This is a genomic window from Vibrio sp. V31_P5A7T61 (assembly GCF_009904895.1).
Classification (GTDB): Bacteria; Pseudomonadota; Gammaproteobacteria; order Enterobacterales; family Vibrionaceae; genus Vibrio; species Vibrio metschnikovii.
Genome location: NZ_WXWI01000018.1, coordinates 30,225 through 45,135 on the forward strand (window position 1 = coordinate 30,225; position 14,911 = coordinate 45,135).

The following is a 14,911-nucleotide window of genomic DNA, read 5'->3' on the forward strand; positions in this document are numbered from 1 at the left end:
GATTTTTCTCTTATTAATGCGATAGTGAGGCAGACAGCGGCCAACGCTTCCACCCAGCTTGAATCCATGATGAATCAGTAAGTGCTAACCAGTCTGATAACTCTCCCACAATCGGCTGAGTAAAAAACCAGACTTGCGCGTCAGCATCAGGGCCTTCTGGATACCAGATCAATACATGTCCAACTTGACTAGGGTCTTGCGCCAATCCTAAATAGCCTTGAGCAACCTGCTGCCATTGATGTTCACCCAAATAATGCCAGCTACTATCACGCACAAAAGGCGCAATACCCTCTTCTGCCAGCCATTGCACCGAAGGCCACTGATGCTCTAGATGGTGAAAGAAACGCAGCTCTTGCTCAGCAAGACTCAGTTCAATCAACAGACTTTTTTGTTTTTCATTAAGATCCGTAGCATGCAGCTCAAAAGAGAGCGGCGAGGTCTGAGGCGCATTATCCACCTGTATACCGCGCAACAACAGTGCCGAGACCAGTAGGATCAACAGCATGCTGCCTAGCACCCACCATGTCTCTTGACTGCCCTTATCCGCCTTGACCTGAACGTGCACCGTCGACGGCGTTGACGAGTGAGAGTGAGAGTTAAAGTTCAACGCCATCAATCTCAACAGGCGCTTCATGGCCGGGATCAAACACAATGTAATAGTCACCGTTTGGGATAGTAAACGTCACCTCAGAACGTTGATCGGTTTTTCCAATTTCAATCAGTACATCGTCATAATCAAACATACGTACCGTTTCATTGATCGCCGGACTACTGTCGCTGTATCCCGCTTGACACAAGATGTGATCAGCCTGTTTTTGGCACTCCATGACTGGAAAATGAGCCCAACTCAAGCCACTCAATAAACCACTCGTTAACACAAGCCACTGTTGCCACTTCATTGCATACCTCTTATTTTAAAACCGCTTCAAAAGTTAAATGGATGGAAGAACGCGTTTGTTCAGCAAGTGGATTATCATCTAAAGGGCCGCTAAAACCGGCAATTAATAAATAGCGACCCGCTTGATGTGGCGTGAATTGAATTTTGCCATCCTTATCGCTAGTCAAAATCACCGCTTCTTGTTGATTACGGTACAAAGTACCATCTTGACGAATTTCTGCTTCTACACCAGCTTGGGGTTGTCCATTAAAGAAAAACTGCAAAACGGCCGCTTCACCTTCAATAATGTCTGCTGGATGAGTCACAGGAACCAATTCTAAGAATTTCTTTTCTAATTCAAAAACTTGTCTAGACGGTTGATTCACCGTCACGTAAGCTTCAGTACGGTTAAACACCAAAACACTTTGCACATTCTGTGCCCCTTCAGGCAACACCGCATCACGCTCTGCGGCATTGGCAGCAATACGTCGTGGCGTTTGACGAGCACCAATGGTGTAGGTGGTCATATAAAATGGCTGACCGGTAAGGCTGATTTTATGGGTTCCTGGCTCTGAGAAAAAGAAATCGAAGCTCGACTTACGCTTATGCTTAGCCACGAAAGCAAAGCGCTCGCGCTGACCACTTGGCGTGATCACTACGCCAGAATCTAATCCTAACGGCTTATCGAAGACAAAAGTTCCGTGTGACGCGCTGGCGTCAGTGGTGATCCAATCACCCTCTTGTGAAGAGACCGTAAACTCACTCGGTAATACCCAACGAGGATGGGCGACCGCAGCCGCTGACGCTAAGGCCGCAAGCGCTAATAAAGCCGTAGAAAATACGCGATACAACATCATTTATTCATTCCTATGTAGTGCTCTTAGTTGAAGAGCCGTCATACTATTAACGACTATCCTTGGATTAAATGGCGATTATTAAGGTTGATAACGTAGCCTGATCACGCCCGTTTCATAAGTAGCATCGAGTTGATACTGCTCAGGCTGAGCATGCAACGTCATTGCTTGTCGTACTACGTCTCGGCCACCGTGTTCACGGACTACTTCGGCATAAAACAGGTAGTCCCCTTGCGCTAATGGCTGACCTTGGTCATCTAAACCATCCCATTGCAAACGGTATTGTCCCGCCGGACGAGTCGCGGATGTCACCGCATCGATCAATGCCCGATCGTAACGACCCACTTGTCGCCACCAGCGACGAATATCTTTAAGCCAAGTATCTTCTTTCTGCCATAAGGCAACCGTACGCACTGGCTGACCTTGAGCGTCTTCTATCCAAATCGCAACATAAGGTCTGGCGTACATTCCAACGTCCAGCTTTGGCAGTTCAAACTCAATATTCAGCTTACCCAAAGGCGCGGCGAATACATTAACGCTCAGTACACTGAGTCCCAATAACCAAGCGTAAACCCGTCCTCGCTGTTTCTTCATGCTCTGTCGTCCACAAAAATAGTAATCATAACCAACCTAAAATAGCTGGGCGCATAGACAAGCTTTACGGCACTGCCAGCCAATAAATAACAAACGTGATCAAAGTGCCAAAACTGCACCAACGTATGGCATAACGCAGTGTGCTTTTCTTTGGCAGTAATAGGGCAAGGCCTGATAAGATAAACACCAGCATCAACAGAGATGAAACGTCAATCACCCACTTCCACCACTCACCACTATGACGCCCTTTATGGAGATCATTGAATTTAGCTACCCAGCCATAATCACTGATATCGAGCTCCGCTTCTCTAGAGACCAAATCGATAAACAACGCGGCACTGTAGCCGGGAGCGGTAAAGCTCGCACTCGCTTCACCTTCTTGTAAGACACCATTGTCTGAATCTAGATAGATATCGAGTCGCGACATCTGGCCACGGATCGGCGTATGCTGAGCAAGAAATTGGCGTAATTCCGGTTCATTAATCGCAACTTTGCTTTCAACAAACAATAAATGCTGAGGAATAGTGACTCGCCATTCGGATGTCTTCGCCTGACTGGCTACAAATAGCTCCGGCCGATTAAGGGTTATCCCTGTGACAGCAAAAAACAGCATTAGCCCTAATACCGCCATAGAGACATAAATGTGTAAACGGCGAGCCCAAAGCTGAAAAGTACGGTGCTTATAAAACATGGCTGGTCTATTAACGAATAAAACTCCCAGAAAGCTACATGATAACCAGTCTCATTTTTATTCAATTTACATTATTTACATACAGAACGATGAAAAAAACGGAAAAATCGGCTACCAAGAAAGCAAAAACTAGGTTTAGTCTCCAGCAGCAATAAAAAAGAGCCACCGGTACGGTGGCTCTTGATTGGTCAAAAGACGGCTAAACGATAAGATTTAGCGTTTGGGTATATCTATTATACGGCTTGCTGAACAATCACTGTATCTGCCTTCTTGGTGTAATGAGGCATCAGATGGAAGTTCAAATAGCGATAGGTATCGGCTGCCGTGGCATCAATCTGCTTCGCGTAATCCAAATACTCGGTCATGGTCGGAATACGGCCCAATATCGCCCCAACCGCTGATAGCTCCGCTGAAGCCAGGTACACATTCGCTCCAGTTCCCAAACGGTTCGGGAAGTTACGCGTTGACGTCGACATGACGGTTGATTTATCAGCCACTCGCGCTTGGTTACCCATACACAAAGAGCATCCCGGAGTTTCAATCCGTACCCCAGCACGGCCAAAGATACCGTAGTAGCCCTCTTCGGTTAATTGGTCGCGATCCATCTTAGTCGGTGGCGCTATCCATAAACGAGTATCGAGCTGACCATTGTATTTTTCTAGCAGTTTACCTGCCGCTCGGAAGTGGCCAATATTGGTCATACAAGAACCAATGAAGACTTCGTCGATTTTAGTTCCTGCACAATCAGACAATAAACGAGCATCATCAGGATCGTTAGGCGCACATAGAATCGGCTCTTTGATATCGGCTAAATCAATGTCGATCACATGGGCATATTCTGCATCTTTATCGGCTTCCATCAGCTCTGGATTCGCTAACCACTCTTCCATCGCTTTAATACGGCGCTCAATCGTCCGGCGATCGCCATACCCTTCAGCAATCATCCACTTAAGCATGGTGATGTTTGAATTCAGGTACTCGGCAATCGACGCTTGCGATAGCTTGACCGTACAACCGGCAGCAGAGCGCTCAGCAGAAGCATCAGACAGTTCGAAAGCTTGCTCAACGGTTAAATGTTCAACCCCTTCAATTTCTAACACCCGACCTGAAAACTCGTTGATTTTACCGGTTTTCTCTACCGTGAGCAGACCTTGCTTGATACCGAAATAAGGGATGGCATGAACCAGATCACGTAAAGTGATCCCAGGCTGCATCTGACCTTTAAAACGAACCAAAATCGATTCTGGCATATCCAATGGCATGACACCCGTTGCCGCCGCAAACGCCACTAAACCTGAGCCAGCAGGGAAAGAAATACCCAATGGGAAACGAGTATGAGAGTCTCCCCCCGTTCCGACCGTATCTGGCAGTAGCATACGGTTCAACCAAGAGTGAATAACACCATCTCCCGGACGCAATGAAACGCCGCCACGATTCATAATAAAATCAGGCAGGGTATGGTGCGTATTAACATCGACCGGTTTCGGGTAAGCGGAAGTGTGACAAAAAGACTGCATCACTAAATCGGCAGAAAAGCCCAAACAAGCCAAATCTTTCAGCTCATCACGAGTCATCGGCCCAGTAGTATCTTGCGAGCCAACCGTCGTCATTCTCGGTTCGCAATACGTTCCAGGTCGTACCCCTTTTACGCCACACGCTTTACCGACCATTTTTTGTGCCAGAGTGAAACCTTTTTTGCTTTCAGCCACAGGCACTGGACGACGAAACACCGTTGACGGCTCTAAACCCAGTGATTCACGTGCTTTATCGGTTAATCCTCGGCCGATAATCAATGGAATACGGCCACCAGCACGTACTTCATCAATCAAAACGTCCGTTTTTAATTTAAACGTAGCGAGTACTTCACCCGTTTGATGATTGCAGACTTTGCCTTCATACGGATACACGTCAATCACGTCACCCATATGTAGTTTGGAGACATCCACTTCTATCGGTAAAGCCCCTGCATCTTCCATCGTATTTAAGAAAATAGGCGCAATTTTACCGCCTAGGACATAACCGCCAGCACGTTTATTGGGAACAAAAGGAATGTCATCACCCATAAACCAAAGTACGGAGTTAGTCGCCGACTTACGAGAAGAGCCTGTCCCGACAACATCGCCCACATAAACCAGTTGATGGCCTTTTTGTTTGAGAGCTTCGATCTGGCCAATTGGTCCGATACTGCCAGGTTGATCCGGATGAATACCTTCGCGCTCATTTTTCAGCATCGCTAACGCATGAACAGGAATATCAGGACGAGACCACGCATCTGGCGCGGGGGATAAATCATCAGTGTTGGTTTCACCCGTGACTTTAAAGACCGTTAAGGTGATCTTTTCTGCTAAAGCGGGTTTAGATAAGAACCAATCGGCATCCGCCCAAGCTTGCATCACTTGCTGAGCAAAGGTATTGCCTTTTTGCGCTTTTTCTTCAACGTCATAAAAAGCATCAAACATTAATAGCGTGTGTGATAGCGCCTTAACCGCAATCGGGGCAAGCGTGGTATCGTCTAATAAAGAAACCAGAGGTTCAATATTATAACCACCTTGCATGGTGCCAAGTAGTTGCGCGGCTTTTTCCCGACTAACGAGAGGAGACGAAACCTCACCTTTAGTGATCGCGGTTAAGAAACCAGCTTTAACATAAGCGGCTTCATCAACACCAGGAGGAATACGATTTTCAAGTAAATCAAGGATGAAGTCTTCTTCACCCTGTGGGGGATTTTTCAATAATTCAACAAGTCCAGAAACTTGTTCAGCGTCTAAAGGTTTAGGGACCACTCCTTCAGCGGCACGCTCTGCGACGTGTTTACGGTAGGCTTCAAGCACGACTTTTTCCTCTCATTGCGGTTCACCCCAGTTGTTATTAAAAGGTGAGTGAACATCCTTGGAAACTTGGCTCTCCATTGCTGATGTTTTCATTCAAATATGATTGAGAAACCGCGCCCTAGAGGCCAAACTGTGGACAATAGAATAGCAAAATTAACGATAAATTAAAATCTCATCATGTTGACCAACATAGCAAGTTAAGATGAAACTTACTCGCTACCAAGCTGCACTTAAAATGTCGTGCCAATAATAAGATAAAATGAATCGTAATTTTGCTCGGTTCGTCCATAACCGAACATCACTGGGCCAATCGGCGAGTCGATACCCGCAAAAATCGAACCGGCAACATACTTAGGCGCCGTATCAATTTTCAAATCAGGATCCGACCATACGCCGCCATACTCAATTGACGCCCCTAAATAAAATGGCGCATTAAATAAACCAAAATCATTATCAAACCAACGGTAGCGATAGACTAAACTGGTGAATATTTTGTTCTGTCCCAATAAGCTTTTACGCGGAATACCCGATAAATTTAAAAAACCACCGATGGTTTTAGGTTCGACCGGAGTAATGGAGTTTTTACTCCTCACTTCTCCATACTCTAAATTAGCGACTAACGTGTGCCGCCCAACACTTTTTGCCGACATCAACTTAGCGGAAATATCGTATACCGTATCAGAACTGCTATTGGCTTGTTCGACTAAATCATTGACATCATCATGCGAAATAAAATATTCAAGATCGATGTAGTTACCTTCACGGGGTAAACTAAAATTATCCAGTGAATCAATTCGATAGTTGATAAATACGCCTTGGCGAGTAAACGTGCCATTGCCATAATCTGGCACCGTTGATGGCTGTACTTGTCCATCAACATAACGTGCGCCTACTCTTAACTGACGCCATAAGGTTTGTTGATAGCCAAGCGCCGCCTCTCCAGTCAAGGTCCGGTAAGTAATGGGAATATAATTGCGTGTCGCGGACAGTCCGGTATTTTCAAATAAATCATCGAACGGAATTTGGCGATTATCATCCCGATAACGCGCAGTAAACGACGCAAAGGTCTTTTGACTGGAGAACAGCGGCGAATAGAGCTCGGCTTCTAGTTGCTTATCCGTCCCTAAGTCCATATTCAACGCTAATTCGGCACCATGTGAACCCAAATCGGTAAAATTCAAAGACGCGCCTAACGAATATTGACTGGTGGTACTAAAATCATCCTCTAAAAAAAAGCGAAAATTTAAATAATTAGGACCCCAGCCTTTTTCGTAGACATCGATCAGCAAATGATTTTCTTGCTCAACTTGTTCATATTGGTAACGAACCAATTTAAATCGGTCTAAGGCATAGAGTCGATCAACGCTGGCTTCTATCTCTTCGGTACTTAACGTCGTATTTCGCGCTAGGTTCAACCTATTTTTTAGCAGTAAGTCACTATAATGAGAGTGGTTACGAATCGCGATATCGTCGACCGTTAGCATATCGCCATATTGCAACTGTCGCCGGCGCTCCGCTTTGCCATCAATATAGTTTTGATATTGAGCACTACTCAAAGCAAGCACTTGTAATTGCGGCTGATGCTCTAGCGCGGTCTGATAGCCTTCAATAAAAGCATCGGGCATTTTATAAAAATCGGTGGTTTCCATCAGCCCAACATTTGGTCTGAGTAAGATATCCTGCTCACTGAGATGAGAGACTTGACGCTCAGTCGTGCGGCGCACAAGGTAATTGGACAACTGATTGGCGGCACTTAAAAAGCTGCTGAATGAGTCTTGCTGTTTATAATCGGAGCTAATGTCCACCGCAATCACCACATCAGCACCCATTTGCTTGGCAATATCGACCGGCATATTATTGGTTACCCCGCCATCGACTAACCAACGGCCGTCAATATCATAAGGCGGCAAGGCACCAGGCACTGACATACTGGCCATCATCGCATCGACTAAGTAGCCTTTATCTAATACTACGGGTTGCATTTCAATAATATCGGTCGCTACCGCACGATACGGGATCACCAAATCATCAAACGAGTCTAACTTAGCAAGGTTACCTGAGGTTTCACGCAAAATACGCAGCATACTTTGCCCTTGTACCACGCCGCGCGGAGCACGAATTCCATCCCAACCAAAACCCAAATCGGTGGTTAATTGATAACGGTCTTCGTACTCTTTATCACGCACTCGACGCTGGCTACGACTGACCCGATCACGATAACCCGATTGCCAGTTAACGCTATAAATGACACTTTCAATTTCTTCCGCATCCATGCCCGTCGCATAAAGCCCCGCGACATAGGCTCCCATGCTGGTGCCAAGCACAATATCGACCGGTATTTTCATCTCTTCGAGCGCCTTAAGCACTCCCATATGGGCCGCGCCTTTCGCACCGCCACCCGCTAAAACAAGCGCAATGATCGGACGAGGGTGGTTGATATCATCGCGAGTGACAACGACATGTTCCGTATGTTCTGCTGATACAAACCAAGGGAACATTGTGGCAAAAATAACCATCACACTAAGCTGAAAACGCTTCACACCTTGTCCTCTCATCCTTAAAAATCAAGCCACTATAAATAAGCGAGATTATAGATTACCACCGAAAGAGATTTTTTAACCACTCTTGGGGGCGGTTCTCACACTGTTTCTTCATTTCACCGGTTCGATCCCAAACTGGCAAGGTAAATTCACTGCCGCAATCAACTTGTAAGGCGCCAGAGGCGGTAGGTTTAAAGCCCATCATCGTAATCCCATTTGGCCACGGTAATGATAAGACTTCAGGCGTGCGCTGACGTAAATATTCGGCATAGACGCGCAGTGCACCACTCGCTCCGGTTAATTGTGTCGGTTGGTTATCATCGCGTCCAAGCCAAATGGTGGTCACTTCACGGCCATCAACACCGACAAACCAACTATCACGCCGATCACTACTGGTGCCCGTTTTTCCTGCTAATGCCGCCCAAGCAAACTGATTCGTGAGGTATCGCCCCGTACCTTGCTGAACGCCTTGTTTCATGGCGTAAGTGGTCAACCATGCGGCTTGTTCATCAACGACTTGCGAGACCTTAGGGATCGATTGATAAAGCACATTGCCTTGTAAATCAACCACTGAACGTAGCGCAGAGAGTGGCGCTTTTCTACCGGAATTGGTCACGGTTTGATACATTTGCGCCACCTGATAAGGTGTGAGTGAAAATGCCCCTAGTAACATGGCTGGTACAGGACGAATCTCTTGGCCATCGACACCCAATTGCTGCAAGGTTTTTGAGACGTTATCAATGCCTAATGCCATACCCAGTTGCACCGTCGGCACATTGAATGATTTGGCTAACGCTTGATACAAAGGCACATCGCCTCGGTATTGACGATCAAAATTGCGCGGTGTCCAAACACTGCCCTCACTGCCTTTTAGGCTGATTGGCTTATCAATTAAGGTGGTAGCCAAATGGTAACGTTCAGGCTGCGCGAGCGCGGTTAAGTACACGGCTGGTTTGACTAATGAGCCAATCGGACGACTGGCATTAAGGGCGCGGTTAAAACCATCATAACCCGTGCGCTTACCTCCGACCATGGCACGAATTTCACCACTGGTCCGATCGACAGCAATCGCCGCAGCCTCTAATTCATTACCTGCTTGCTTGGCTAATACTGGTACTTGCTCGGCAATGGCTTGCTCCAGCTTGGCTTGCGATACCGGATCAAGCGAAGTAAACACTCGCAACCCTTGATCCGCTTGAAAACGTTCTGCCAATTGCGATCTTAATTCAATCGAAACTTGCTGGAAATAAGCGGGTTGCCGACTGGCGATTCTTGGTTGTGGCTGCACATCCAATGGCCTGGCTATCGCTTGTTGATATTGTTGAGCGGTGAGAATGTTTTGATCCATCATTAATTTCAGTACCAGATCACGTCGTTCACGCGCGCGCTCAGGAAAACGTACTGGATGATAAAAAGACGGCCCTTTAACCATACCGACCAATAAAGCCAGTTGATCAATGCGTAACTCTTGCAGAGGCTGACCAAAATACAACCGCGACGCTAATCCAAAACCATGAATCGCTTCGCGACCATTTTGTCCAAGGTACACTTCGTTGAGGTAAGCCTCAAGGATCCGGTCTTTACTGTAGCGATAATCAATGATCAGCGCTAAATAGGCTTCACGAACTTTTCGCCATAAGGTGCGGTCACTGGATAAAAAGATATTTTTCGCTAGCTGCTGAGTTAAGGTGCTGCCGCCCTGCACCGTTCTTCCCGCTTTAAGGTTGGCAAGCATCGCACGTGCAATCGACCACGGAGAGATACCGTCATGCTGATAAAAATAGCGATCCTCCGTGGCAAGCAAGGCATCAACCATCACTTCGGGAAACTGTTCACGACGTAGGAATAAACGTTGCTCTAACGCATTACGTTCTAACATGCCGAGCATTTTCGGATCTAAACGAAAAAAACCGAGCTGACCTTGGCGCGCTTCTAAAGATTGGATCTGTTGTAAACCGTTTTGATCAAACGTCAGCATCACGTGCCGATCCGCCTCTGGTCCATCAGCGAATTCAAAGGGACGACGAATTAACTCAATACGCGTCGCCGAAGACGAATACTCACCAGCCAAACGAGGTTGACTCACTTTGCGATAATTTAAGATATCCAATTCATTACGCACCTCGGCTAAGGTAATGCTATCGCCCGGTTGCAGAGTCAATACTCGGGCATACATCACGGTAGGCAAATCAAACAATTGGCCTTCAAAGCGCTGTTTGACCACACTATCTAGATACAGCCCAGCAAACAGTAACACGGCCAATAAAGCGAGTGCACACTTCCAAGCGACACCCCACAATCGTCGCCACCAAGGAGAGGTTGCCCGTTGAGCCATTGAAGAAGAATGGCTTTTGGCAGCCGTTTTTTTCGATGCTTTATTGGTAGGCTCGACTTTTTTCGAAGCTGGCCGTTTAAGCGGAGTTTTTTTATTGGTCATGAGTTTAGATGTCGTTTCGTTTTTGTCGTCGCACTGTGGTTAGCCGGATCATCCGGCCAAATATGTTTTGGGTATCGCCCTTTCATCTCTTTTTGTACATCGCGGTAAGCGCCCTGCCAAAAACTGGCTAAATCACGGGTGATCTGCAGGGGGCGTTGTGCGGGGGATAACAACTCCATTACCACGGCTATCCGTCCTTTCGCTATCCACGGCGAGCTTTTTTCACCAAAGACTTCCTGCATTCTCACCGACAACACCGGATCATACCCAACTTGATAACGAATTTTTTTTCGTGTACCCGTTGGCAAAAGATGATGAGTGGGTAACCATTCGTCTAATTGCTGATTCAATGGCCAAGCTAAATAGGCATTCAGAGCTTCAATAATCGGCACTTGCTGCAAAGCCTTTCCAGAACGAATACCGATGAGATAAGGCGCTAACCAATCTGCCAGATGATTCAATAACCCTTCATCGCTCATATCAGGCCATGCCTCTTCCGGCAGCCATTGGCAAGCGCAGCGCACCCGCGCAAGCCATTCTTGGCTAGCACTATCCCAATGTAATACCGAAAGCCCTTGGCGCTGGACAAAATTAAGTAAAGCCTCGGTGATTTTTTCAGATTCAGGGGCAGGAAGCACTTGCCGAGCAATCAGTAACTTACCGAATCTCTGTTGCTTTTCCGCAACAAAGCGCTGGGATTTATCATCCCAATCAACCCACTCCTGCTCGATAAGACGCTCACAGTGATCGGTAATTAATGATTGAATATCAACCTGCAGAGCCGTAAAAATTTGACTTGCTTGCTGCTGGCCACGCAACAAATCCAGCGCAAGCAAATATTGACTACTGGCAAGAGGATGATCATCAAAGGTAAAGGCACCATGACCATTAGCTAAAACATATTGCCCATGACGCCCCCGTTGCTGGGCTAAACGATCAGGAAACGCAAAATAGGCAACACTGGCCAGCAATCGTTCATCCACATCTGAAAGACAAAAACGAGTGCTTAATAGACTCGCTAATGAGCTCGCTCGCTGATCCAATCGGGAAGATTGGCGGTGTAACCGCTGCTGCCAACGATGCAGACTGTGCTGAATATCCAATACTTGCCGTTCAGGCTCCTCCAATAAGGCCGTTAATGCCACAGCCGTCGATAAATAAGCGGGGCTTTGAGTTGCCGCCCAAATGAGCATGGCTGCTAGTCTAGGTTCAACACCTAATTGATGGGCTTGTTTTCCCGCGCTAGTCAGTTGCCCCCGCGTATCCAGTAATTGTAAATCAGCCAACAACGCTTGAGCTTGCTCAAGCGCCGATGGAGGAGGCACATCCAACCATAATAAATCACTGGCTGATTGCGCTCCCCATTGGGCAAGTTCTAAAGCCAGCGAGGCTAAATCACTGTGTGAAATTTCTGGTGGTGGTGTGGATGGCTGCTGCTTCAACTGCGCTTCACTGTACAGTCGCACGCATAAACCAGGCTCTAAACGCCCCGCACGCCCGGCTCTTTGCTGAGCCGAAGACTGACTAATTCTGACCTGTTCTAGGCGAGTAATACCCGTTTTCAAATCAAAACGAGCTCGCCGCTCAAGCCCAGAATCAACCACTAAGCGAATGCCCTCAATGGTTAATGAGGTCTCGGCAATATTGGTCGCTAATACCACTTTACGTTGACCACTCTTGGCAGGAAGCAGCGCTTGTTGTTGCTGCTCAAAAGGCATCTGACCAAATAAGCCATGCACGCTAATCTCGCTAGGCAAGTCGCTGAGCCGCTGTTGTAACTGAGCAATACTGGCCGCACTGGGTAAAAATGCCAGTAACGATCCGCTGTGCTGGGTGAGTAAGCCACGGATCTGCTGCTCCATCACCGCCTGCCAAGTTTGATTGGACGATAGCGGACGATAGTCAACAGTGACGGGATAACTGCGTCCTTGTGATTCAAGGTAACCAGCGCGAGGCAATAGCGTTTGTAATGCAGAGCTGTCTAAAGTTGCTGACATAACAACAATTTTCAAGTCATCACGCAATGCCATTTGCACTTCCAAACTGAACGCTAAGGCGGTATCCGCGTGGAGACTGCGTTCGTGAAATTCATCAAAGATCACTAAATCGACACCACTTAACTCTGGATCGTGCTGAATCATCCGCGTCATGATCCCTTCAGTGACGACTTCTAAGCGAGTCTGTGCACTAACCTGATTCTCACCACGCACTCGATAACCCACCGTTTGGCCAACCGACTCACCCAATTGCTGTGCTAAATAATAGGCAATATTACGCGCGGCTAGCCTACGCGGCTCCAGCATAATAATCTTGCCGTCGATCAGATTAGCCTGCAAAAGTTGTAACGGAAAACGGGTCGATTTCCCTGCTCCTGGAGGCGCTTTAAGGATCACTTGATTTTGCTGTTGGATAGCACGAAGTAATTCAGGAATAACCGCATCGATAGGTAAAGCTGACAAAATAGCGTCCTTCTCAAAAAGCAACGCAGTATTGTACATAAAAACAGTAGTGAAACCCAACTAACTTACTTTCAGTACATTATGTTGTGTCCCGAAAGTAAACCTTTTACAAACAGTAAAAAGCCAGACGCGATAAGCATGATTGATGGTCAATCCGAATCACTCAACGTGCCTTTAGATTGTTTTTAACGTATAAAATAAGCCTTTCCCTTATCAAACTGGTTATCGGATGCAATTTATCCCTGAGCTACACAGCGCCATCTTAATTAAACGCTACAAACGTTTTTTAGCCGATGTCCAATTAGACGATGGCTCAATCATGGCTATTCACTGTGCCAACACAGGAGCAATGATCGGCTGTGCTCAACCCGGTAGCCGAGTATGGTATTCCACCTCCGACAATCCTAAGCGTAAATATCCACACAGTTGGGAACTCACCGAAACCCTCTCCTCTCAACAGATTGTGGTGAATACCTTACGAGCCAATCAATTGGCATTGGAAGCGATTGAAAATGGGACGATTAAGGAGCTACAAGGCTACCCTCAGCGACAGAGCGAAGTAAAATATGGCCAAGAAAATAGCCGAATTGATCTCTTGCTTAGTGGTCCAGATTTGCCAAACTGTTATGTAGAAGTGAAAAGTGTCACCTTACTTGATGATCCTTCTCTCAATCATCACGTAGGAAAGCCATCTGTCGGTCAAGGTTATTTCCCAGACGCGGTAACCTTACGAGGACAAAAACACTTACGTGAACTGACCGAAATGGCCAAAAATGGGAGTAGAGCTGTACTTTTATTCACTGTTTTGCATTCAGGGATTGAAAAAGTCTCTATCGCTCACCATATTGACGCGAACTATTCACAATTGTTAACCATGGCTCAAGAAGCCGGTGTCGAAGTACTGTGCTATAAAGCGCAACTTTCACCACGAGAAATCCAATTAGTATCGCCAATCGAGTTTGTGCCTTCACAGTAAAAAATGATGACACCTTCACATTGACGATAAGTTTACGATTGAGTATTTGCCTCGGCCCCTTCTTTTTGCTATAGATACCCGCCTCAAATTAACTGCTCTCGCAGTTGACTAGGTGTTAGTAGGAGATGCTGTATGCCAGAATCCAAAAAGAAAACGCTAGGCACCCTAGCCATTGCAGGTGTTGAGCCGTATCAGACCAAACCCGGTGAAGAGTATATGTCGCCGGATCAGATCGCTCATTTTACTAAAATTTTAGAAGCTTGGCGTAACCAGCTTAGGGAAGAAGTCAGTCGCACCGTTCACCATATGCAGGATGAAGCAGCAAACTTTCCCGATCCCGTGGATCGCGCGTCTCAGGAAGAAGAATTCAGCCTAGAACTGCGTAACCGTGATCGTGAACGTCGCTTGATCAAAAAAATTGAAAAGACGCTCGATAAGATCAAAGAAGACGATTTCGGCTTCTGTGAATCTTGCGGTGTTGAAATCGGTATTCGCCGTTTAGAAGCTCGTCCAACGGCAGACTTGTGTATCGATTGTAAGACACTGGCAGAAATCAAAGAAAAGCAGATGATGGGCTAACCACAGTCGCAACGCTGATTGATGATAAAAAAGGAGCACCATGCTCCTTTTTTATTGGCGGTGATTTGCTTAC

Annotated in this window: 11 protein-coding genes; 2 read left to right on the plus strand and 9 right to left on the minus strand. The window is 46.7% G+C overall.

Translation table 11 applies throughout. The features are described from left to right. Nucleotides 1–13: 13 nt before the first annotated feature. The 9 genes from CAG58_RS02630 to hrpB all read right to left on the minus strand — a co-directional run bounded on the left by CAG58_RS02630 (nucleotide 14) and on the right by hrpB (nucleotide 13,283). Nucleotides 14–613, minus strand: a complete 600-nt coding sequence (locus CAG58_RS02630) for a DUF6162 family protein (protein ID WP_161425449.1) — start codon at nucleotides 611–613, stop codon at nucleotides 14–16. Next, the gene (locus tag CAG58_RS02635) at nucleotides 597–899 is read right to left on the minus strand and encodes a hypothetical protein (protein ID WP_040903804.1); all 303 of its coding nucleotides are present in this window, start codon (nucleotides 897–899) and stop codon (nucleotides 597–599) included. The genes CAG58_RS02630 and CAG58_RS02635 overlap by 17 nt, the downstream gene beginning before the upstream one ends. 10 nt (nucleotides 900–909) lie before the next feature. Next, nucleotides 910–1,734 (minus strand): DUF4198 domain-containing protein, encoded by an 825-nt coding sequence (locus tag CAG58_RS02640; RefSeq protein WP_161425450.1) that lies wholly within the window; start codon nucleotides 1,732–1,734, stop codon nucleotides 910–912. Nucleotides 1,735–1,812: 78 nt separating this feature from the next. Beyond that, nucleotides 1,813–2,325, minus strand: a complete 513-nt coding sequence (locus CAG58_RS02645) for a DUF2271 domain-containing protein (RefSeq protein WP_237665965.1) — start codon at nucleotides 2,323–2,325, stop codon at nucleotides 1,813–1,815. 64 nt (nucleotides 2,326–2,389) lie between these two features. Continuing rightward, nucleotides 2,390–3,016 carry a PepSY-associated TM helix domain-containing protein gene (locus CAG58_RS02650; protein WP_154170188.1) on the minus strand — a complete coding sequence of 209 codons (627 nt, stop codon included), beginning with the start codon at nucleotides 3,014–3,016 and terminating at the stop codon, nucleotides 2,390–2,392. A gap of 233 nt (nucleotides 3,017–3,249) precedes the next feature. Beyond that, nucleotides 3,250–5,847: a bifunctional aconitate hydratase 2/2-methylisocitrate dehydratase gene (acnB, locus tag CAG58_RS02655; protein WP_158138870.1), complete on the minus strand. Its 2,598-nt coding sequence runs from the start codon at nucleotides 5,845–5,847 to the stop codon at nucleotides 3,250–3,252. A gap of 230 nt (nucleotides 5,848–6,077) precedes the next feature. Then, nucleotides 6,078–8,402, minus strand: a complete 2,325-nt coding sequence (locus tag CAG58_RS02660; RefSeq protein ID WP_161425961.1) for a patatin-like phospholipase family protein — start codon at nucleotides 8,400–8,402, stop codon at nucleotides 6,078–6,080. A 40-nt stretch (nucleotides 8,403–8,442) separates the two neighbouring features. Then, the gene (gene mrcB, locus CAG58_RS02665) at nucleotides 8,443–10,722 is read right to left on the minus strand and encodes a penicillin-binding protein 1B (protein ID WP_237665968.1); all 2,280 of its coding nucleotides are present in this window, start codon (nucleotides 10,720–10,722) and stop codon (nucleotides 8,443–8,445) included. 98 nt (nucleotides 10,723–10,820) lie between these two features. Further along, a complete protein-coding gene (hrpB, locus tag CAG58_RS02670; protein WP_161425963.1) occupies nucleotides 10,821–13,283 on the minus strand; it encodes an ATP-dependent helicase HrpB in 2,463 nt (820 codons plus the stop codon). Between the two features lie 229 nt (nucleotides 13,284–13,512). On the opposite strand from hrpB, the gene sfsA reads away from it, so the two are divergent. Then, the gene (sfsA, locus tag CAG58_RS02675) at nucleotides 13,513–14,259 is read left to right on the plus strand and encodes a DNA/RNA nuclease SfsA (RefSeq protein WP_161425964.1); all 747 of its coding nucleotides are present in this window, start codon (nucleotides 13,513–13,515) and stop codon (nucleotides 14,257–14,259) included. Between the two features lie 132 nt (nucleotides 14,260–14,391). Beyond that, on the plus strand, nucleotides 14,392–14,838 hold the full coding sequence (gene dksA, locus CAG58_RS02680; RefSeq protein ID WP_072671411.1) for an RNA polymerase-binding protein DksA: 447 nt from the start codon (nucleotides 14,392–14,394) through the stop codon (nucleotides 14,836–14,838). Nucleotides 14,839–14,911 lie beyond the last annotated feature (73 nt).

What these genes read in the sequence shown, in the direction of transcription:
- CAG58_RS02630 (WP_161425449.1), bottom strand. Translation starts at nt 613, where the DNA reads ATGGCGTTGAACTTTAACTCTCACTCTCACTCGTCAACGCCGTCGACG.
- CAG58_RS02635 (WP_040903804.1), bottom strand. Translation starts at nt 899, where the DNA reads ATGAAGTGGCAACAGTGGCTTGTGTTAACGAGTGGTTTATTGAGTGGC.
- CAG58_RS02640 (WP_161425450.1), bottom strand. Translation starts at nt 1,734, where the DNA reads ATGATGTTGTATCGCGTATTTTCTACGGCTTTATTAGCGCTTGCGGCC.
- CAG58_RS02645 (WP_237665965.1), bottom strand. Translation starts at nt 2,325, where the DNA reads ATGAAGAAACAGCGAGGACGGGTTTACGCTTGGTTATTGGGACTCAGT.
- CAG58_RS02650 (WP_154170188.1), bottom strand. Translation starts at nt 3,016, where the DNA reads ATGTTTTATAAGCACCGTACTTTTCAGCTTTGGGCTCGCCGTTTACAC.
- CAG58_RS02660 (WP_161425961.1), bottom strand. Translation starts at nt 8,402, where the DNA reads ATGAGAGGACAAGGTGTGAAGCGTTTTCAGCTTAGTGTGATGGTTATT.
- mrcB (WP_237665968.1), bottom strand. Translation starts at nt 10,722, where the DNA reads ATGGCTCAACGGGCAACCTCTCCTTGGTGGCGACGATTGTGGGGTGTC.
- sfsA (WP_161425964.1), top strand. Translation starts at nt 13,513, where the DNA reads ATGCAATTTATCCCTGAGCTACACAGCGCCATCTTAATTAAACGCTAC.
- dksA (WP_072671411.1), top strand. Translation starts at nt 14,392, where the DNA reads ATGCCAGAATCCAAAAAGAAAACGCTAGGCACCCTAGCCATTGCAGGT.